Origin of the sequence: Marinobacter sp. 1-4A, assembly GCF_016597725.1 — a bacterium.
In the GTDB taxonomy this organism is placed as follows: Bacteria; Pseudomonadota; Gammaproteobacteria; order Pseudomonadales; family Oleiphilaceae; genus Marinobacter.
The window spans coordinates 1-22,009 of sequence record NZ_VCGY01000003.1 but is presented as its reverse complement, the minus strand read 5'-3'; the positions used below and the strand labels follow the sequence as shown (position 1 = coordinate 22,009).

At 51.6% G+C, this 22,009-nt stretch carries 14 protein-coding genes; 4 read left to right on the top strand and 10 right to left on the bottom strand.

Annotated features, from left to right (window positions below):
• Window positions 1-142 precede the first annotated feature (142 nt).
• The 9 genes from FE845_RS07130 to FE845_RS07090 form a co-directional block, all read right to left on the bottom strand.
• Window positions 143-2,572 (bottom strand): SIR2 family protein, encoded by a 2,430-nt coding sequence (locus FE845_RS07130; RefSeq protein WP_200362902.1) that lies wholly within the window; start codon window positions 2,570-2,572, stop codon window positions 143-145.
• A gap of 419 nt (window positions 2,573-2,991) precedes the next feature.
• On the bottom strand, window positions 2,992-3,504 hold the full coding sequence (locus FE845_RS07125; protein ID WP_200362900.1) for a hypothetical protein: 513 nt from the start codon (window positions 3,502-3,504) through the stop codon (window positions 2,992-2,994).
• The gene (locus FE845_RS07120; RefSeq protein ID WP_200362898.1) at window positions 3,504-6,191 is read right to left on the bottom strand and encodes a hypothetical protein; all 2,688 of its coding nucleotides are present in this window, start codon (window positions 6,189-6,191) and stop codon (window positions 3,504-3,506) included. Before FE845_RS07120 ends, FE845_RS07125 begins: the two co-directional genes overlap by 1 nt.
• A complete protein-coding gene (locus FE845_RS07115; protein WP_200362896.1) occupies window positions 6,188-8,281 on the bottom strand; it encodes a hypothetical protein in 2,094 nt (697 codons plus the stop codon). The genes FE845_RS07120 and FE845_RS07115 overlap by 4 nt, the downstream gene beginning before the upstream one ends.
• Window positions 8,278-9,471 carry a tyrosine-type recombinase/integrase gene (locus FE845_RS07110; RefSeq protein WP_200362894.1) on the bottom strand — a complete coding sequence of 398 codons (1,194 nt, stop codon included), beginning with the start codon at window positions 9,469-9,471 and terminating at the stop codon, window positions 8,278-8,280. Before FE845_RS07110 ends, FE845_RS07115 begins: the two co-directional genes overlap by 4 nt.
• A gap of 46 nt (window positions 9,472-9,517) precedes the next feature.
• A complete protein-coding gene (locus FE845_RS07105; RefSeq protein ID WP_227714177.1) occupies window positions 9,518-10,126 on the bottom strand; it encodes an HNH endonuclease family protein in 609 nt (202 codons plus the stop codon).
• Between the two features lie 636 nt (window positions 10,127-10,762).
• A complete protein-coding gene (locus FE845_RS07100) occupies window positions 10,763-13,351 on the bottom strand; it encodes a DEAD/DEAH box helicase (protein WP_200362892.1) in 2,589 nt (862 codons plus the stop codon).
• A 3-nt stretch (window positions 13,352-13,354) separates the two neighbouring features.
• Window positions 13,355-15,454, bottom strand: coding sequence for a site-specific DNA-methyltransferase (locus FE845_RS07095; RefSeq protein WP_200362890.1), 2,100 nt, complete (start codon window positions 15,452-15,454; stop codon window positions 13,355-13,357).
• A gap of 274 nt (window positions 15,455-15,728) precedes the next feature.
• Complete coding sequence (locus FE845_RS07090; RefSeq protein WP_200362888.1) at window positions 15,729-16,292, bottom strand: recombinase family protein; 564 nt, start codon at window positions 16,290-16,292, stop codon at window positions 15,729-15,731.
• 259 nt (window positions 16,293-16,551) lie between these two features.
• Here FE845_RS07090 and FE845_RS07085 point away from each other — a divergent pair, with 259 nt between their 5' ends.
• From FE845_RS07085 to FE845_RS07070, 4 genes are read left to right on the top strand one after another with little or no spacing between them, the layout of a single operon-like run.
• On the top strand, window positions 16,552-17,691 hold the full coding sequence (locus tag FE845_RS07085; RefSeq protein ID WP_200362886.1) for a tyrosine-type recombinase/integrase: 1,140 nt from the start codon (window positions 16,552-16,554) through the stop codon (window positions 17,689-17,691).
• A complete protein-coding gene (locus FE845_RS07080) occupies window positions 17,688-19,334 on the top strand; it encodes a hypothetical protein (RefSeq protein ID WP_200362884.1) in 1,647 nt (548 codons plus the stop codon). Before FE845_RS07085 ends, FE845_RS07080 begins: the two co-directional genes overlap by 4 nt.
• A complete protein-coding gene (locus FE845_RS07075; protein ID WP_200362882.1) occupies window positions 19,331-21,184 on the top strand; it encodes a hypothetical protein in 1,854 nt (617 codons plus the stop codon). The genes FE845_RS07080 and FE845_RS07075 overlap by 4 nt, the downstream gene beginning before the upstream one ends.
• Window positions 21,168-21,578, top strand: coding sequence for a hypothetical protein (locus tag FE845_RS07070; protein ID WP_008169873.1), 411 nt, complete (start codon window positions 21,168-21,170; stop codon window positions 21,576-21,578). The genes FE845_RS07075 and FE845_RS07070 overlap by 17 nt, the downstream gene beginning before the upstream one ends.
• 113 nt (window positions 21,579-21,691) lie before the next feature.
• Here FE845_RS07070 and FE845_RS07065 read toward each other — a convergent pair whose 3' ends face one another.
• Window positions 21,692-22,000 (bottom strand): tyrosine-type recombinase/integrase, encoded by a 309-nt coding sequence (locus FE845_RS07065; protein WP_302848267.1) that lies wholly within the window; start codon window positions 21,998-22,000, stop codon window positions 21,692-21,694.
• Between the last annotated feature and the right edge of the window lie 9 nt (window positions 22,001-22,009).

Sequence of the window (22,009 nt, the reverse complement as noted above, 5' to 3'; positions counted from 1 at the left end):
AACATCAATGGCAATGACATCATAAGTTGGCCGCTCCGGTCGCAAAGCGGACATTCAGGTTTAGGAATAACACATGCAGCATACGCACCCACGGAATGAAGCCGCAGGTGCAATGTAGTGAGCGCCGCCGTACCTGCACTGGTTAGGACGATTCTTCGTATGAGTTGTCATATTCTATGCCTGATATTCTTCGCTCATATCTTGCAATTATACTGGTTATGTCTGGGTCACCAATTCTGCCTTCAGCAGAACGGAGCTTTTCCATGGCATCATCAAAGACAAACATCTCCCCTGTTCGTTTAAAATACTCAATTCCGACATCGCAATATGTTCGCAATATGTCTTTATTGTCGGGATAGCGATCGACAGAGTTAATGGATTGCTCTCTAGCCATTTCTAAAATAGCTCTCCTATCTTCATCAAGGATGCCGGGTGTTCGCTCAGCACGAGCAAGCATTAATATTATTTTAAATCGTTGAACTGGTCCATCTGAACGAAAGTCGTGCTCATATAAGCGAATTTCCGTCTCCGCTTTCTCTAGCTCATTAATATCAATCAAATACCTTATCAATCTATGGCGAGGAATACGCTCGCCCGGCGCCTTTGAAATCATCTTTCGCAACAGTTTGTTTCTAAGGTGCTTATCTGGAATCCGGCTAATGCCTGAATCAAATGCACACAACTGTTTTATAGTTCTAACCTCAATATCGTATGTGGGAACTAAACTATCTATAACTTTTTCAAAAAGGCTATAAAACTCAGAGAAATCCGTCATTTTATATTTTGTTATAATCTCCATTATGACCGGGTGCCGCCCTTTCCATCCATAAATACCTTCTCGCTCACTAACACTATACTCATGGATTATATCCGTTAACTGCGACAGCGAGCTTTGTATATTTTCAGCTGGTATTCCTAAAAGCCTGATGATCATCTGGCGATGCACTTTAATTCCTGAGGACTCCATTGCAGCTACAAGTCTATAAATTTCCCGAAGTTCTGCACCGAGCTCTGCGAATTCCCTAAGAACTATGTCATCAAACTTTTCTGACGCGAATATGTTTTTAAGGCATACAAACGTTTCCGACTCGCATTTCACTTCCAGCCTTCGTTTCCTTTCAGATCTCGAGAAACCAGAAAAACTACTCTCTACCAGGGGCTGAAGATCAGAGCTCGAATCCACAAGGGTAAGTAGTTTTTCAATCTCGTAAACATCTAAACGACCGAGATAAAATAGATCTCCCTTCTTAAATATGTTTGGTGTTTTTATCCTTGGATTCCACTGGCTTCTGGGTGATGAAAAAAGCAGTTTTAGGGATGCTAGATTTTCGGATACGAGCAGATCGACCAGTTTATTTATTTCTGCCAAATGAGAATGGGCATCGTCTATAAACAAAACCCCTTTCTCACCAGTTTTAGAAAGCTCTCTAGCCACTGAAATCCACTGATCGGAAAGAAGTGTGTGGTCAATCTTATGCTCCCAACACCGAAAACCGTTACCATGGAGAAAGGATACTACTTGTCGGGAGAGTGTGCTTTTTCCAGTTCCGCTTGCTCCGACTATTACGGCACACAGCTTATCTGAATTTAGTAGAAGCTTTTCGATATCTCGCCCTGTACTTCTCTCAAAGGTCAGATTAGCTTTGATATCTGCATAGGATGCAGGCCAACCGTGAAACATTGCCGATGCATTCTTTTCACCTTTATTAATTTCATGAGAAACATCTAACGTAATTGGCCGTAAAATTGGCGCTTTATCTAGAGGATCGCCCGTAGAGGAGTAGACTAAAGTTTTTGCTGCGCATTTCTTTTGTAGCTCAAGGAAAAACTCATCTAAACCACCAAAAGCAACTGTGATCCCTCTTCTTTCGTATAGAGAGGCTCTATTTTCGTCCTTTTCATATAAAACTAAGAATACTGAAGCGGGGCTAAATGAGCGCCCATTAATTTCAATAGCTCTATTAACAATTTCTTTTATGTGATTGTCGGACAAAGAATACCCAATTATCACTAAGCTCGCGCCATTAAGATCCAGTTTCAAAGCATCGAAAAGTGCATCCCTATATTCTGCCGCCTGATCATAATCACCTTCGGTAATAACAACTCTGCTTTGCACTCCATCAGATACATCTTTATCAATAGTTCCATGTAACTTGTAAAGCTTGACGGATTCAGGGTGGCGCTGTATCTGAAAATCGAAGTTGGAAGTAAAGACAGATAGCGGCACGTCCTTTTTTTCAAAGGCTTGCTCAATCAGGTTGTCATAGTTGGTAGTGTATATATTCTTCCAATCATATAATGGCAGGTTAAGTATCGCCCCCGTGGCAGAGAGACCATCAAAAAGACTTCTGAGAGTTCTGATCAGGTCTCTTCGGGAAGATTTATGTTCAGCAATACTGGAAACTTCGCTTAGGCTAAACCCTTCGGAATCAATATTATGCTTTCTGGACAAGGTCGATATTATTTTATTGACGGATGGCGCACGCGAAGGTATCGACGACCCAGCACCAAAAAACAGAACGGTGTTGGAAGGGGATATTCTACTCATCAAGTCAGACAACGGAATGCTCATATTGCTTCATCCATACTCTAATTTTAAGAATCCTAACAGCTTATCCAACGAGAAGTGACCTATATCCCGCATGTGTACATCCCTCAACGGGAAAAGGCATAAAACGCCACTTTATATCTAATTATCAGATACCTATGCGTGCATCTCTGAAAACTTTTGCAACGAGATGTTCGTAGAATGTCCTTTTCGGCGCAATTTCAAGGTTCGCTGATCCAAGATCACCCCGTAGCACTATTTCATAAATTTCAGAGGCTTGTAAGCCCTGTAAATTTCAATCGCCGAAGTTTTGCGACAACTGCCGGTGATCTCCGCTAGTCAGGATGGCTCGCAAAAAGGCACGGAGAGCCAAATCTGAATGTTCGCTTATGTTTAAGTGGGGACAGTTTATGGTTACCTAACCTGACCAGTTTATGGTTCCACTACCAGATCCCCAACTTCTTTTTTATCGGCAAAGGTAAACCTTCGTAAATTTCGCCCAATGGCTCTGCCGCCAACGCCCTTAATTTTTCGTTTTCCATCCGCAATTCCTTGACCAGATTGACCAAGTCGTCTTTCCGGCTCTTCCTGGTTCCGGTGGCCGTCGGGTGCTCGACGCGCTTCAATTTGGCGTTCTTGGCTTCCTCCAAATCTGCGTTTGTGGCGTCAAGGTATTGTCTAAAATGGGGCGAATAGCTCGACGTGTTCATGAGCGTTGCGCGATTCATGCCGATTGCTGCGGCGACTTCGGAGCCCTTGATTAGATAATTTTTCTTCACGAGAAAATCCGTAGGCGTGCGGTGACGCCGAATGTAGAGCGCCTTCTCTCGTTTCATATCCTGCACACACTGCCAGGCGGCGGCACTGGCGTTTCTGTCGGAAACCCAGTCTGGACGATCTTCGGGTCCTTTGTCGGCCCCTGCCGCCGCACGTTTTATTAGATACTCCATCACCATTACGCAGTCCTCAACTTGTAACTGGTTAACACGGATTCAAGCTCAGGTAGTGCCTCGTGGCGGGCGTTAAGCGTCCGGACGTGACGTGTGACATCGCGCACCATCTCTAACGAAGGCTGTTTGAAAATGTCCGGGACGGCCGGGTTGTTCAGAACCTCAACATGCGACGCAATTTGAAAAAGCATCCATTCGACATTGGTCGTCTGCATCAGATTATGGACGCACCCCAAGCACAGCTCCGGGGACGCATTGTGACGCATGGGTTCTCCCTGTTCCGCACATCTGGCCCTATACCTGGTCCGCCGCATCAGCAAACAATACCCCCAAGGATTCGCCTTAATGTTCTCAACCTCTATGTTTGCCAGTTGCTCGGCTAATTCCATCTGTTGCTCCGGGCTCTGGACGCGCGTCTGTCGGAGGAGGCGGCGCAGTAACTTATTCATTTGACCAGCATAGCCTTCGCCGTGACTTTTGATGTAGTTGTGAACAAGTGAATTAATAACGCGGATCTTCACTCGTTGGTGGCCTGCGCGGTTGTCTTTATCGCGAATGTAAGCCAGCCACATGGTGCGACTGATGTGTTTAAACTGGCTGCGGATCATCCAGCCTGCATCACCATCAAACCGCCGGTAAATCGCCTCTGCCCACATGTGGCGGAACGCATGGGGGCTTGGATAGAGTGCCTCACCCAGCATCTCGCTGTGGATAGTTTTGGATGTTTCCCCCGATTGGCACTCGACGTCACTGAGTGAGGAAAGCCAATCCCGTGTTTCGTCGGACAGGTGAGTGTCAAGCAAAGCCCGCCAGTCTGCCCGCAGGGTGCCGCCGCGGTATTGGCTTACCCAGTCTTTCTTGTCGCCAAAAGATCTCTGGAAAAAGAAAGCCAGCCGAGGCCATTCTTCACGGCTTCGGCGATGCGCCTCTCGTAAATTCCCGTCTATTGAGAGTTCGCTCCATTCGTCGGCGGAGCGCGATACCAAAAGCCGTTCCTTTTCCCGGTACTGGTCCATCGTCAGCAAATCGCCGGATGCTTCAACTTGCGCCAAATTTTGCCACGACTCCCAGTTATCGATCAGTTCAAAACCGGCATAGTGTTGGACGTAGTGCGGCCACAGGCCACTGACGGCTTTGAGCACTGTCTCTTCAGACTGGGAGGGGATTTTTCTATTGAATGTTCCATACAAACATGGGCGGTCACCGTCAGAGCCATGCATACGACCCAGGCGCTCAGCGATTGCAACAGCACTGAAAGTGACTTCCCGTAACTGTCGGACTCGTCCGGATGTCTTATAGACGTACCAATCTACCTGATAGCGATGCGGGAAGGCATACTGATCCAGCTTATCCATGTTTCGGTTGCGCTGGATGTCAGAATAGGAAAACCCGAACTCACTTGCTCTCCATCCAGTCAACGCCACCACACCGACTAAGCCAGCCGACGCGACCAGTTCAATGAATTGGCGAGGCAGACTGTAGCCGCCTTTCGTCTTTTTCCCGCCCTCGTATACCGTTCCGTCAAGGCCAAAGGATTTAAAAAATGCCACCGTGGGCACAAAAGAGCCGCTTTGGTCACAGCGTTGTTTCATGGCATCGAGAATTTGCAGGAACAAGTGCCAGAGCACCGGCCTCTGACATTCTCCCAGAAGGCACTGCGTTTCCTCGATATCCTCCCGGCGCAGCCAGTCCCAGATGATAACCCGCAGGCGGTCTACGGTCTCCGGTGAAGGCACAAGCCCGAAAGCTTCGGCAACCTGCTCTAACACGTTTTCTTTCAGAACGTGATGTTCGAAGCGTGCCTTACGATGAGCTTCCAGAAAGTAATCCACAACAGCTGTCTGCATCCGCTGCCCCAATGCTGGCCTACTTGGCCATATCTCGGTGACCGGTCGCCCCTCAAGGACCCGGGAGATATGAGCCCTAACAGATGTCTGGCTTACGCCCAGATCCGTGGCAATCGTCGCACAGGCTTGCAGTGTTTGACTGAGGGCGCAGGCAAGCGGGGCGTGCTCCTCAAAAAAATTGAGACAGTGCTCCACATAATATCTACCGTGATCCAGAGTAAGCAGGTTAAAGGACTGGCCTTTTTTCCAATCCTGATAGGTCAGGTCATTGTCCGTCAGCTCAGGAATCAGCACCTTGAACTGCCTCCTGACATGTGCCTCTGTCACATCCCGAGAAATCCAGTCGAGGCCCAGCTCCGAGGTAGCGTCTTTCAGAGCTTGAAGGGGCATGAGAAACGTCATGTCCATTTCACTGCGTACGGCTTTCAGCGGCGAGGGACGTCCCCCTCTCCAATTGTTCGTTAGCATAAACGTCAACACAGCTCGGCTGTTTTCGCGGGTGAGGCGGGGCAGGTTTCTTCGCGCCAAGGCGACCATCCACAGCCTCAGTCCTTTCAGTCTTCTTGTGTAGCTGTTGACGGTCGTCGATTCGGCGAGGGACAGCCAGATCTGTTTGGAGAGCGAGACGGGATCAATTCCCCGTTCCCGCACCCAGTCTGGATAGACCTCAGACAGTGCCAAAACAGTGTCAAAGTCGACCGTGTAACGTTTTCCCCTTTGGTTGATGAATTGCCATACGTTCTCCGTGAATTGATTACCCCGGTTACCAGGCAAAGCGCTGAGGCGTGCCTGCAATTCATTGAGATCCGGTAGGTTCCGATGCCGACGTGCTATCGTTGCGGTCATTCCACAGTCTCCAGGAGGTAATCAAACAAATTGGGCAGATGGGGCTTGAGGTCGGCATATTGTTTCTGGGCCTCAGCAGCAGAACGCATACGAGCCAGATTGCGCGTCATCCATTCAACGCGGATCAACAGCGTGCGCTCGACCCAATCGGGCCGGACTGCGAGCATTTGCGGTAGCCGAGCCTCGGCTTCGGCGATCGTATGAATAAATAGCAGCGCCTGCTCCACTGTGTCAGGAACGAGGATGATATCGTCGTTTTGGATCCGTTCGATGGACTGGTCGAGCGAATGAACTCGAATGTCCTCTGAACCGGTGGCCTCCACCACGCGAGTGCTCAACTCCAGATCGTTCACCGCTGCCGCCATTGCGGATACAGACGGTCGGTAGACAACATTCTGAAGATCGTTCAGAACCAGGCGGGTGACTCGACCTGCACGGTTGACGAAATCCTTATTGGCATCGGTCAGATAAGCATGCTTTTCGGTTGCCGAGGTGTGCGAGTGGTGGTTGATCAGGTCACTGTCACGGTAACGGTCTGATCCCGCATGAACGGCAGTGGTCTTCACGTGCGTGAGAGAAAATATGTGCTGTGGAAGGGAGCGCGCCACCGTTTCGCGGTACGCCCCGATATTACTTTCGGGTGTCTTGGCAAAAATGCCCACGGGTTCGCTGCCCTGAGTCAGCGCCAACGCGGCGTCCAGAAAGATCGAACTGGCACCGGCACGCCTTAAAGCTGCGTCAATTCGCCGCTTGACGGAAGGCAATTCCCAGATTCGCCACAAGAAAGAGATATCTCCTTGCTGCGCGAAACCTTCTCTAATGTCCGGCATCGCTTTTTCTGACATAACGTTGAATTGGAAAACAGGGCTAGAGACCGGCAAACCTGTGAAGTAGCGATATTGGGCTTTTGTCCAGCAATCGGACGCCATCAGGATCGCTGGTTGCCGAGTCGAGCTGGCGCGGCCCTTGTAGTAACAACACTCCATCGCAATCAGGCGACCGGATTGATTGAATTCGAGTGCGTAGTCCGTTGTTTTCAGTTTAAGAATATCGGTTGGCTGCACCGCTTCACAGGCAACTAACCAAGCCATCAGGCGCTCCTCAAGAGGGGAGTAAACGTGTTGATAATCCGGATGGAAAATGGTTGGAGAGCGAGCCCAGGACCGAATGCGTTGGCCGCAGACCCAGGGCCCTGAGACCAAGCTTTCAATGCAGCTCTGCGATAACAGCGTTTTGATAGACTTTCGGTCAGAGGGGCGAACCAAATCCAGCCACAGCAGTTCTGTCCATGCGTCTCGCGGCTGCCCTGCTGAGTCAAACGAACCAAAACGCCTTAATATCTTGTAGTTCCATTTACGAAACCAGTTCTTCCCGCAAGCAGGTTCTTCAAACGTTGTAATGGGGTGTTCCTGCCATTCCGACCGGACGTCTAGTAGATGAAGTAGTGTCTCGGCAATCGTCACCCGAAAGCTCAAAAACAATCTGCTTGGGCTTTCCAGTTGAAGGTATTTTTGCTCACCGAGAACAGATCGCAGCCAGGGCAGATTGAACCAGTCCGTAAGGGTATATGGCTGAACATTTTCACTTTTTGAAGGCTTTGACACCCTCAGTAGTGTCTTTAGATAGCTGAAATCCTCGTTAGTCAGGCCAGGGCTAGCCAGAGCCTTGTTCATGACTGTGGTTAAGCATTCTAAGGGGCTGCGCTTCTGGCTCTGCTGATTCATGCAATGCGCTTCGTAGGCCTTCAGGCAGTCGTAGCGATTGATGTCGGTGCTTTCGTAACCCGTTTCGTTCACCCAATCTATGAATCGTCGTATCGCGTCCGAATAAGCTCGTCGCGATCCCTCTTTAAGGCTATGAAACCAGTCTGTTTGAAATGTGGCGGCGGCCCCCTGAAAAATGGCTTCGTGGAATTTGTTTTCACGGGCCAATGCTATGATCTGAGTGGTACCAGCCTGGGTGTTGTATGTGATTCGAGTGGGCTTAATCGATGTATATGTGGGTTGTTCCGGCAGCGTTTGATCGAATGCTTTAGCCATATCGTCCACTGCATGCGCCAGCTCAGCCACTCCGTCCAACTTTTCACTCACCTCCCACCCTCAAGTTCTAACATTTGGAGTCTCATGCGGATGTACCGAGTTGTGACCGATGAGGCATGACCGTTTCGCCCGATGGTGTGCCGGAGTCGCTGGGCAACAACAATAAGCGCTGCCGATTCCGAGCGTGTTTCCCGGCCGTCAGGCCCCGTGAGTTCTTCATGAAACAGTTCAGTTGCGAAGGTATGGCGCAGATCGTGAAAGCTCAGACTGGGGTGCAAACCAGCCTCATCAGCCCTCTGTCGAAAGCGTCGGGAAGCGTGCCACTCGCTGATACCTGTACCGAGAAATCGCGGATCTGTTCTGAGAAAAAAGCTTTCATCCGCACTTCCGCTTTCGTCAATCGCCCACTGGCGTTCGGTACTAAAATACCGTCTCATATCCGAAAGCAACTCTCTGTCAAAATACACCCAACCACTCTTACTGTTTTTGGCATAGCGACCCTCCAGCCAGTAGCTAAACCGCTCGACGTGGTCGTAAGCTCGGTTGTCCAACTGTTTGAACAGAATACACAAGGCGGGCGTGCGCAGACCCCGCAACTCCGCAGTCCTAAGGCCCACCTCGAACCCCATTCTCATCATGAGTTTTTCAGCCAGCGTTTCACAATGATTCAGCAATGTGAGACGCGCGTGTCTCGGAACGTACTGGATGTAATGTTGTTTGGTGTTCCGTTCCGCCATGGCCTGCCGGGTCCGTCGATAAACGCGCAGCGCCAGGCGTGGAGAAAATTCCATGTAATGCAGGAAGTTATAATAAGCGGTGAGTGCTGATAGATGGGTCTGGAGCGATTGCGCCGATTTAAGACGGTTTGAAAGCACCTCATTGAGGTAATGATTCACGAACCGCTCACTACAGGACGAAGAGGCATGCAGTCCGGCCGTCTGATGAGTCAGCCGACATTCTTCCAGGTAGCCCAGAAACTGAGCCAAAGCGTAGACATATGCTCGTATCGTCGCATCTGATACGTCTCGTTCAACCAATTCATATAGCTTGCTAGTGCGGCCATGCAACGTTCCGTCGGATAATTCTCGGATTTCAAAAACAGCGCTGAATCGAGCTAGAAACGTAGTGAACATAAGCGGGAGAAGCGGTGGTTTACGTCTCTCATTGAGGATAAGCCAAAATGGCTCAAAACGGTGACCGTTAAACTGATAATCGACTTGTTTCTCTACGCAAACTGTCACATTGCCACCGGCACTTGAATAGTCTCTGTATGCTCTGCCGATCTGACTACAAAAGCAATGCTTTTCCTATTCGATGTTGGTCTTTCGAAAAGCTTGCCTCGACAGGCCAAAGATTTCTGAGATCATTGGCGAACTTTTCGCGTTTCTCATATGGCCACTCTTTTGCGCCTCGATCCCAAGACCAGGCTAACGGAACGACGTGGTCGATGTCGATGTCCGATGCGTTTTGGATAACCTCGCCAGTGAACGGGCTGATCCAGCGCCCTGTGATAACTCGACAGCGCCTTTTGGTGGCGAACCGAACTGACGTTGTTGAAGTGGCGATCAAGGCCTCAGCACGGCTGTCCTGGCAATCCCCATCACTATCCTCCCATCCATGCCCGAAGGCAGAGCGATCGTAGTTTTTTGCCATTGTCAGAGTTTGTTGAGATGACGTCAAAGTGTTTACACCTCTGGGCAACTTGCCTCCGGCATCTAAGCAGTCATCCAGTGATTTAAAGGCCCGGTAGTTTTGTGTTCGTTCATACCAACTGCTCTGTGGTGGATGGCATAGGCCGCTGGTGGACATTTTCACTACGTCGGCAATCGCTGTATGGCTGAGCAGTCCTAGAATGCTCACAACCAAGAAGGACATTATTCTGATACGGCGTTTCATTGGTCTATCTTGTCCGCGGTAGACGGCGTCTAAAACCGCCCGAGAGGTGAATGCTATGGGTTATTCGAGTGACTAAGCGACAAGCGCCGGAGGCGGGATTACGGCCTTCAAACAGCTCCAGAAAGCCAAAGATGCCCGCTGCTTATGCATCATCGTAGAGCCAGACGATCGGGAATTCTAATGGGCTACCTGCAGTGATCACAACTGTCGGAGTCCGTGAATGCCATTGTGAGCGCTCGTTGCGTCAATGAACTCAAAGAATCGGGTTCACAAGTCTGGGGTTACCATGTGTGCAAAAGCTTACGTTGGTGTGAGATGTTGCTTACAGAAATGTTGGTGCGCGACATGTAATCTGTCTGAGAGTCGATTCGCTAGGATAGTGTCGGCTTACCTCCGGCATGGATGCCAGGAAAGCGCGACACCTGCACAGTGGTGTGACCGCCAAGGAGAGGCTTGGCTTCGATTTTTCTCCTCTTTTCTCACCATAACGTCCGATTATGCGCAGCGGATTTTCATCTCGAACAGACGGCCACCACAGCCGGCAGCGGGATCAAAGGCACATCCGTGTGCCCGCTTCGTTATTTTTTCTTCCGAGGCGATTTACCCTTTTCCCGTACGATTTCCCGCGGGAGGATTTTAATAGTCGTCAGCCAATATGCTACTAAACAATCCAGCGGTCTCTGTGGCATCAGTGATGGCTTGTCGTACCTCAGGCTTGGTCAGGTCAAGTACTCTAAGTTTATCCTTCACTTCTGCCACTGATTCAATACGGCGGTATGCACCTGCTTGCTTCTCTGCATACATAGCTAGTCCTTGCAGTTTGGGCAAAGCATCGGCTAGGTGGAGTCCATGTGGGTCAACAATATCCGCGACAACTTGGCCATCTTGCTCGGCAAAGAAGATGAAATCAGGGCGCAGGATTTTGTACTGGCCAGCTTCCTGGTAGGCGATACCCAGCGACGACTGCCCTGGCTGCTGCGGATTGCGGTACCAGGATGTGAAGCCCGGCCTGGCCGATTCAGTCTCGACAACGGTACGCTCCCAGTCATTCATGTCAGCCGGGTACTTTCCTGCTTGATCGCATAGCAAGTGACTATCCCAGACCGGGAAGACTCTCACCTTGCCGTTTTCGTTCGCCTTGGTCGCCTCATAACGGGCCTCTGGCTTCAGCAACCCTGCGTCTTGCGGCTCCGTGCTCATTTCGATGATCTGCCGATAGGATTCCCTTCGATCATCGCTCAGGGCCTTGATCTGCTCCCGATACTTGGACAGCCAGGCCTTCCCCAGTTTGTCCGCCTCGGCATCGAAATAAGCTTGTGCCTCCATAACCAGGCCCAAGCCAGCAACGGTTACGCGAGCTTCAACGATGGCTTCCAGGAATGCTTCCGGGTCGTCATCCCGGTCGGCCTCCTGGCTGGCCAAATGGTCAACATACGAATGGGCAATCGCCGGGCTGAAAATGCGAGCTGCGCGCCGGTAGGCGTCGTCGATTACCGCTACGTCGGCATCTTCCCAGAACTGTTCCAGGCTACGACCCTGGCCCAGCATGTCCGCTTTCACGGTCTTGCCGTCCACAACCAGCACGGACTGCCGCTTGGCCTTGATCTTGGCTGCGTTGTCGGCCTGAAACTTATCCAGGGCTGCGTGCATTTCTGCATGGGCCAGTCTGCCTGCACCAGGAAGAATATCGTCGGACGCCAATTCATGGGCCAGCGCAGTCAACCTAACAGCAGGCTTGGCACCACGCTGCGGGCGTGTTTGCGACGGCAATGCCTCGAATGCCTCCCACATGGCGGTCGAAACAGCAGGGTTCGGCTCCACTTCGATGTAATCGATCAAGACGCGCCCTGGCGTTGCTGCCTCGCTGCCAGACGTCAACTCCTTTACTACTTGCTCCACAGCCTTGCGATTGAATTTCGGTAGTAAGCAGTCCACCGCATTCAAGCGGTCATTACCAGGTATACGGCGAGCTAGTGGCGAACGCACAAGACGGCCCAATAACTGCGTAATGTGCTCCTTTTCCTTTGCTGCACGGAAAGAAACCATGACCTCGGCTCGCGGACAATCCCAGCCGGTGCTGATGGCGTCCTTAGCAATCAAGACCCGCACCCATGTTGACTCCTCGACTCGCTGAGGCTCGATGTAGGGCACGTCGCGGTTACCGAAGCGCTGTGTAGTGTGATCCCCGAAAACGTGCGCCACGCTGGCAGATGGCAGCTCAGGGTAGCGCTCGAAAACGGTATCCAGCGCCCGCCCGATTTCATCGGGGTCAGGCGTGTTGGGAACCTGCAAAACCATCAACGGCACGACAATATGGGCTTCCTGCTGTTGCTTCGAGTAAGCAGCCCAAGCAGCGGTGGACTCTTTCAACTTGTCGGTCGCTCGACGCACCAGAACGGTATCGAAATCACCAACATTATCCGGTATATCCAGCAGGATGGTGTCTTTGATAAGGCCGGACTCTTGAACCTTGGAGGCATCAACTTCCACATTGGGCAGCTTGATGTGCTTGCCTGCTGACTCAATCGCCTTATTGAATCGCTCCACAGTGGCCGAGATACCCCACACAGCTGGAATGCCGGGGACGCTACCCACGCCATTGATGAGCCGTTGAACGATAGTATTCCTGTCGTTCTGGCTAGCTGCCGTCTGTTTGCCCATACCCCGGTGCGCCTCATCCAGCACGAGATACAGCGTCAAATCCGGGTCTTCAATTGTGTTCTTTATGGTATCCCAGATAGTGTACGCACGCAGGTCAGGGCGCATGTCGGGAAACGTGCCATCCACTTTAGCCGCCATTTCCTCGGGATCATGGCCACGCACCAGTAGGCTATTCTTGCTTAGCTTCTGGGTATTGAGAAAGTAGATTTTCCCGGCTTGGAACTTCGGCCTGTTGAAGGTGTTTTCGATCACCACCAAGTCGGTGTAGTTAATACGATCACTGGCCTCGATAAAACGAAAGCGGGTTTGCTCGTTCAACGAGGGGTCATCGCTGAACCAGATCACCACTGCACCAGGGTCGGCATCAAAGCTGAACTCATCGTCACCGTGAAACAGCGCCTCGAACGTGGCCGCCGCCATTACCGTTTTACCTGCGCCGGTTACTGCGGTGAGTGAGAATGCCGTCCGGTCAGCTTCGCCATGCCAAAGGCGGTGAGCCTTGCCCAGGTTATTCAGGGAGTCGCGGACGGCGTCGCGCTGATAGTCTTTGAGCGTGAACTTCATCCGTTATTCTCCGTTGGTGAAGCTGAAGTTGGTGAGATATGACTCATACAAGCGCACTGGCTCAACGTCATCAGGCAACCGCTTGGCAATTGCCTGGAATCGCCGGTCATCGTCGGTAACGATATAGGCAATGTGCACCCCATCCACCTGGGGCAATGCCTTGATAAAGGGAGTCGCTGCATCTACGTTGTTTAGCAGTGCATAGCTATCGGCCACCGCCCATCCATCGGCGGGCAGCTTATCAATACGACGCCCACGCGCTCCAGCGCGCAGCCATAGCAACGGCGCAACTCGGCTAAACGCCAGGTTGTGGCTGACCGATAACAGGGTTTCATACGTCAGGGTGAAAAACTCGGCGTTCTCCTCGAAGCCATCGGCCATGGGAAACTCATCCGTGAACTTGTAGTCACCCTTGATTGGTTCGCCGCCTGGTGTCTTGCCGGCAATAGCTGCGGCGACTCGGGGTTTGGTGATGTAATCGCAGATACCGATTTGTTCCCACTCGGCATCGCCGGGGCGCAAGCCCGCTTTGCGCAACTTCTTCTGTTCATCAGCGGCAACTTCGTTGTTAGTCACGCTGATACATTGGCGCTGCCCACCGTCCTGCTTGTTGAGACGCATTACCGCATGTGCCGTAGTCCCCGATCCTGAGAAGAAATCAAGAACGGTTGCGTTCTGCTTATTCGCCAAAAATAGCCGCAATGAGTCTTCTACTACGTATAACGACTTCGGAAAAGGAAAAGATCTTGTTGGCAACAGTGCTCCTAAAACTTTTTTTCCATGGTCGGGAGCACTATGACGGCTTTCGGCCCATACCGTCGTAGGCCGAGTAGTTTTGCCGCTGGGCGCGATGACAACCTTTGTTCCATCTTCTCGAACACCTGAAACGACGTACTCTCCAGATTCAACCTTGCTAATGGCTGGAGCTGTCAGGTACGAAATCGCATACGGTTGGAGCGAATTCGTGCGACTTGCCCGAGCAAAACCACCGCGCACTGCGCGCATGAGACTGGGCCCCGTTAGTCCCCACTCCATCTCGACACCATCATCACGGACAGGAAAAACCGCAATTAAACCCGGAGGAGCTTTGATACTTTCACGAGGTACATCGTGGGCTAAAGGCTCACCAACCCCCGTTATCTTAGAGGTGGTTGGATCGACAAAAACCGGATAAAACTGACGAGGACGGTGTCCCCGGGTTGATTTCTCATCTGATCGCCGTAAATAAGGCCAGCGAACGGGCGCCCCCTGTGAGGCACTCACAGCTATTCCAGAAACAATGGAGTCGCCAATTAAAACAAAATAAGCGAATTCATCCACCCTAGCGAACATATCGGGCCGGGATGCTCCTTTGGGGTTTGTAGTGATCGAAACCATCTGAATCCGAGCTTCAGGAAATAGCTGCTCCAGCAATAACCCCAACCGGAGATACTCCTTCTCGTCGATGGTGACGATCAGCACTGAATCCGCCGGATTTAGCAATTGTCGTGCGATCAACAAGCGTCGCTCCATCATCGCCAGCCATTTACTGTGACGGTAGAGGTCGTCGGCTTCTACATAATCGTTGTTGTATTTCCAGTCTTTTGCCCCGGTGTTGTAGGGTGGGTCGATATAGATCGCATCAACATTGCCGCGGTGGGTGTAGGTCAGCGCTTTAAGGACATGGTAGTTCTCACCATTGATAATGGTGTGGCACGGCTTATCTCCTCCACGCATCACCTTCCCGGTACTGATTAGACCTGGGTAGATGGTGTCGCGGAACTCGGCCACCACCACTAGGTCATCCAGCGCCACGGTTTGCGTTTCGCTCTCTTCGGCATCCAGTAACTCCAAAACAGCCGACTTCTTGGCTCTTTGGATACTCTTCACCTGCCACAGCCGCTGATCTCCATTCTTGGTGGAACCACGCTCCGGCAATACGCGTACCTTGTCACCCTTCCGAATCGGTCGCAGCGGCAATTCTACCGCTTCCGGGCTATGACGCTCGAAGTTCAGCCCGAAGGGTAACCGTGACGACAGCATTCTGAACTCTCGATCCAGCTCGGCCCCTAACGCCGCGTCTTTGGCTTTTGCCTTGGCAATCAAATCGGTCAGTCGTGACACTAACGGCTCCTAATTCTTTTGGTTTTGCTATTAATTGGCCAAACTTGCTTATGTTTTCCACGGGTTGATTGCTGTTACACCCGCGGCCTAAAAAGTGCTGCTATCTCTTGTGGCTACTGAAAAGCCATTGATGACCGCAGTGGCAGCAACCACTAGCTTTGCTTTTAGACCTTGGAATAGATGTGAGTGGTTATATTCGAGCAGGGTCGTCCTCTAATTAACGAATGCGCTATGCCAAACCAAACCTACCAAACCCTGGATAATTTCCCGCGCTTTACATAGCGTACCCTTCACGCTTAAGTGAAGTGTTCAACGTTGTCCGGCTGACGTGGAAGTGCAGGGCAACTTCTGTTTTGGTCACCATCGGATCGGACAGCATAGCCGCCGCTTTTTTCACATCTGAGCCGGTCATAACAGGCTTTCTTCCACCCATTCGCCCACGAGCTCGGGCAGCCTGTAATCCAGCCATCGTCCGCTCCCTAATCAGATCACGCTCAAACTCAGCCAGTGCCCCAAAAATGTGGAACACCAGGCGACCACCCGAGCTGGTTGTGTCGATTGATTCCGTTAGGGACTTAAAGCCGATTCCGCGATCCTGGAGATCCTGAACAATCTCCACCAGGTCCTTCAATGAACGAGCGAGGCGATCCAGCTTCCACACGACCAAGACATCGCCCGGCCGGAGCATACGGAGGCACTGTGACAATTCGGGTCGCTCACGTAGGGTTCCGGTAAATTTTTCCTGGAATACCTGTTCAGCCCCCGCTTTCTCCAAGGCGTCCACTTGGAGTTCGGGATTTTGGTCGTTAGTGCTGACGCGCGCATAACCTATGATCATGAAAGGTACCTTTTCTGCTCATAGATTGTTGTACGTGATTGTTGAACATGAAACAAGCCGAAATCGAGTATTTTTGAGGGTTAGCCTTAAGCGTCCAACAAACGACCGTTTCCATGCTGGGTTCCAACCCATTACTGCGGTTATCCATCCTCATATTCTGAGATTTCGCCACTTGGTAGCATGTAACATGAACGCTTCCTGTTGCATCCTTAAAGCATATGCTTACACTGTTTAAAAATACAGCATTGAAGAGCGAGCATTGGAATTCATCCTAGCGACACCAGAGTTTGAAATCAGGGGCCATTCCTATGAAGGCTTCCCGATTCTTCTCAAAGCCAATCATGATGTGTTTGTCGAAGGAATGGAATTTCTCGTTCATCACTGCTTAAAACGTGGAAGTGTGCAAAGCCGACGCAGTTGGGAAACGTTTGGGAGAGATCTGTGTGATTATTTCGAGTTCATTGAAGCCAATGGATTTGATTGGAAAGAGCTTGATCACCGGAATCACGAAACTTTGTTAGCCCTTTATCGGGACGTTTCTTTTGATCGATTTAACCTCAGCGCCTCCACGGTAAACCGACGACTTCACCTGGTGATCAAGTTTTATCAGTTTGCCCTCAAACAAGGTTGGGTAAGAACGTTGCCGTATGACCTTGAAACGGTGAGAGTCAGACAGACAAAGGGTTTCCTGGCACACACAGACACGTCCGGGGGGTATGCCGTAAAGCCGGATGTGCTGCTGAAAACCACGCCAACCAAGATCAAAGTCCTCAACAAAGAACAAGTGGATGAGCTGCTCAAACGCATCAACAACAAAACGCTTCGGTTGATCGTTCGGTTGGCCTTGCTGACGGGGTTGCGTAAAGAAGAGCTGCTGACAATTCCAGTTCACTGCATATCCGCACCCCAATCGATCTCGGCTCGAAGTCATGTGGTGGTTGAGCTTGATCCCCAAGAGATGAGCACCAAGGGGGACAAGCCACGGACGATTCATGTGCCGATTTCCTTGCTGGCGGATCTCTGGGATTACGTGATCCACGAACGTCATGAGGCGATTAGACAGCACGGTACAGACCCGAAAACCCTCTTTGTGACCGCCAAGGGCAAGTCCTGGAGCATTCGAACCTCGCTCAACAATTCACTGAACCGATTGGCGTTGTCGTTCGCCTGTCATCCCCACATCCTGCGCCATACCTACGCGACGCACACCCTGAAATCGTTGATGTCCCGAAAGAGCACGACGTTTAACCCTTTGATCTATGTCCGAGATCGCCTCGGCCACAGCAGCATCACAACTACGGAAAAATATCTGCATTTCCTCGACGACATCGAGGACGACCTGCGCACCAGTTATCAGGAAGAAATTGAGGAAACCGCGAAGGAGGCGGCCTGGGCATGAAAAAAGATTTCACATTAGACGGTGATGATTTTGAGGTTAAAGCGGCTGAAGAGGCAGCGAACAACGCGAAGGCCGAAACCATCGAACCATCGCCGCTCTGCAAGTCAGAGAACACCGTGGTTGCGATTCCCGAAAACACAACAGGCATGAGAAATGCGGATTTCGGGCCATTTTACGGTCAGGGCTTTGACGACATCACGGCTGCCTGTCAGCGCACTTTCAAAAAGCTGGTTGCCGAGAGCATCAAAACTAACGGCAAGTCTCTCAGCCTGACCACGATTGTGGGTTATTGGAAAAGCGGCTTTCGTTACTTTGCGCCCTTCCTGTCGTTACTCCATGCCGCTAGTGATGAACGGCTGACCATGGCGGATCTCAACGCCGAAACAATCAAGCGATTTATTCAGCACCTGAGAAACGAGCCCATAGAATACGGTTCGCAGAAAAATCGCTTTGATGGTGCCAAATCGCTACTCAGGGCCTGTCATCGGTTCGGTCTCTGGCCGGAAGTGGATATGAAAACGGTCTGGCCTGCCAATCCGTTTCCGAATTCCAACAAGCGAGTGAAAAGTCAGAAGGCGCTCAGCAAGAATGAGAAGCGGTTTCTGATCAAAGCGCTGCGCATTGAGATGGAGCGGATTGTGGCCCACTCAGAGCCGCTGACTGGCTATGATTTGACCGTCGGCGTCTTGTCCATAGCGCTGTCTACCGGAATGAATCTGACGCCCATTCTGGAGCTGACCACGGACTGCGTGCAGCCTCACCCGCTCAAATCCAACCTAAGGCTGCTAGTGAGCTTTAAGCGCCGTGGTAACGCCACGCACGTTGTTGCCCTGAGAAAGTCTGAGGAGGTATCGGAAATGGCGAGTATCCATCTCTATGCCGCTGATGCCATTGATCTGATCGTTGCGAGGAATGCCGCTATACGCGCCGATTGCGGCGATTCAAGCCGGCTGCTGGTCTACGAGGGAGCGTCGGGCAAGTACAAGGGTAAACCATGTCGTTTGGCTGCCGGTCAATTGCACTACACCATTAAGTCTCTTGTCGACCAGCACCAGCTTCAAACGGACGATTGCAAGCCGCTCGCGTTGAATGTCAGTCGGCTTCGTCAGACGCTGCTGAACCGCGTGTGGGAAATGTCGGGTCAAGACCCTCTGGTTGCTGCCAAAACGGGACGGCACACGGTTCAGACCGGCAATGCCCACTACTGGGAAGCACCGCCGGAAGCGGAAACCAACATGCGTTTCTTGGGCGAGGCACGCGTAGACGAATTGCTCGGCGCATCGTCGGTGAATGCCAGCGATCGAACCCCCGTGTCGTCCTGCAAGAATGTTCGTTATGGGCACCGAGCACCGAAAAACGGCGAGCCCTGCCAAGACTATCTGGGGTGCTTCCGCTGCAAGAGCTTTGTGGTGACCGGCGATGACCTTTATCGTCTGTTCAGCTTCTACTGGGCTGCCCTGCGCAACTACGACACCTTTGGCGGCAAGCGCTGGACGAAGTACCTCAAGCAAGTCGTCCGTCTGATCGATGAGGAGATCGTCCCTCGCTTTGATGCAACCGTGGTGGCCGACCAACGGGAAAAGGCCAAGCATCACCCGCACCCCTTCTGGCAAGACCTGAGCATGGCGAGGATGGCGATATGAGGGAGATCACCGGCGCGGAGGTTCTGGCCGACCGTGAACGCCTGCTGCGCGCTTTGCCTAGTGGTGAGGGACTCCACGGCATTATCACCACGGATCGAGCCGGCAAGGTGCTGTACGTGCTCTCCCGATACCAGGACCCCGAGTGGTGGTTGCCCAAATCTAACAGCCCCGACTCCGTCGGGGACAATGCTCGAAAACTGGATTTTACTCGGATCATCGGCGAGAAACTGCGATGCGAAGCAAAAATCGCCGTGGCACGCAAAATCTGGGGAGAGGGAGCGCTTAGCAATAGCTCGATCAAGAATTTTTTCGAAGACTTGGTTTGTTGGCTTAACTGGTTTAATGATCAGGGCATCAGCACTCAGGTGAAGGTCACTCCCCTTTTAGCTGCGCGCTATGTGCACTACGTCAACAGCCTTACTTCTTCGACTAGGCCAGGGAGGCTGTTGGCCAGCAAGACGAAGTTGCATAAGTTATCGGTTGTCGAACAATGCTGGCAATTACTGAGAGATACGCTTTGCGGTTTTGATCATCCATGGCCTGAAAGCTCTGCATATGCACTGGCCGGACATAAGAAATCAAACAAGGCTAAGACCGATATTATTCCCGATTATATTCTTCGACAGCTGTTCCAGCACGCTGAATCTCTGCTCAATCGAGCCGACGAATTGTTGCAGTACCGGGACACTCTAGCCTGCTTTCAGTCGCGCTCGAAAAATCGTTGCGATCAATGGGAAGATCAGGTCGAATTTTTGAAAACCCGAGGTTGGGATCTGGGACTACGGGTACTGGGCAAAACGCTGCGCGACTTGCGTGACGGCTGCTTCGTGATCATTCTGGCCACGACCGGCATACGAGCCCATGAACTCGGCAATATCCGTCGAGGCGAGTGGTACAGTGAGATACGGGATGGTGATCGGTTCTACTTCCTCGGCTCACGATCTGACAAAACCCATGCGGGCAAGACCTCATGGCTGTGTCCCGAAATCGCGATTCAGGCGGTCAAGGTACTGGAGCGGCTTTCGGAGCCCTTGCAGGATGAGCTTGAGCAGGTGTTGCAAGAGGCCAAAGCAGCGGGAGATCTCAAGGAAGTTACGCGCCTCCAGCATTGCTCTGGCTGCATTGGGCTCACTAAGGTGCCGGGTAAGAGAAACAGCGTCCACCTGCTCAGTGGAATTGCTCTGTATAGAAGGCTCGGGAAGTTTACGAGGGACCTCGGGATAGATTGGGGAATTGCGTCCCATCAGTTCCGGCGCACGTTTGCTAACTATGTCGTCCATCACAAGCTAGGCGATCTTCGCTATTTAAGGGATCACTTCAAGCACTGGAGCCTGGATATGACCATCCTGTACGCAATGAACGAGGCCCAGGATCTTGAGCTCTACGACGAAATCTACGCTGCCTTTGACGGCAAGCGTCAGGCGATTGTCGGTCACTGGTTGGAGCCTGATACGCCGCTTTCAGGTGGCATGGCCGGTCATATTCGCCAAATGCGAAACCGCTCGGAAGAAGTGCGTACCTACAAAGATCGAAAAGAGATGATTGAGGCCATCAGCGAACTGGTTTACCTGCGGTCCACCGGCATTGCTTGGTGTACCAATGATACCGGCGTGGACTGTGCGGGTGGCCAATGCGAAGGCTGTGAGCACGGCTGTATTGACGATACCCACAAGCCGTTCTGGGAAGGGCTGTACTTACAACAGATTGAGCTTCGGCAGATCGATGACCTGGACGACTCGGGATCAAAGACGGTCGAGCGCACCATGGAACGCTGCGAGAAGGTGTTGACCGATCTCGGTGTAGACATCAATCGTCTCAAGGAGCAAGTGGCCGATGTCGACGTCATCTGAATCCGAGACCCACAAGCGTATTCGGCTGGCCATTGTTCGATTGGAAAAAGGCCAGCCTAAGGTCGTTGAGAAGGGCAGGAAAGTCTCGGTGGCCGCTGTTGCCGAAGAGGCCGGAGTCAGTCGTGCCTTGATCCACAAAGACTACCCAGACATGCTGGAGCGCATCCGGGGCAATTCCAACAAGGCGATCCAGAGACAGCGTGACGAGAAGCACGAGAAACTCAAGGAAGAGCGTTTCAAGAATCGTCAGTTACGGGAAAAAATCGTAGATTTGACTGAGCAGCGCAACGAACTTGCTTCGAAAAACGCGACTCTTGAACTCGAAAATCGCCGGCTCTCGGCAATCTTGGAAAGTAAAAACGTTAGAGTTTTTAGGGGGAAATCGGGTGAGTAGCGCTACGCAGATTTTGGCCAGAATCTTTTTCTCCCGCTTCTAAACAAAAGCGGACATTCGCCGCACTCCCAATTCCAGGCTTTACGCCCCTTAAACGGGTAAGCAACGCCCCATCAAGAACTAGGCAAACGATCAAAAGGGCTGACGGTTCCAGCACGTCGATCGCCAATGACATGCGTGTAGATTTCTGTCGTTCGAATGTCGCTATGCCCAAGAATTTCCTGAACCGTCCTGATATCGCTCCCCGATCTCAATAACTCTGTCGCAAAGGCATGCCGAAAGGTATGAGCCGTCACACGCTTGGTGATTCCCGTGGCCAGAACGGCCTGCCTCAATCGCCGCGAGTACGATGAATGATGAAGATGGTGGCGGCACACATAACCAGCGATGGGATGAACGCATCTTGTTACGGATGGGAACAGGTACTGCCA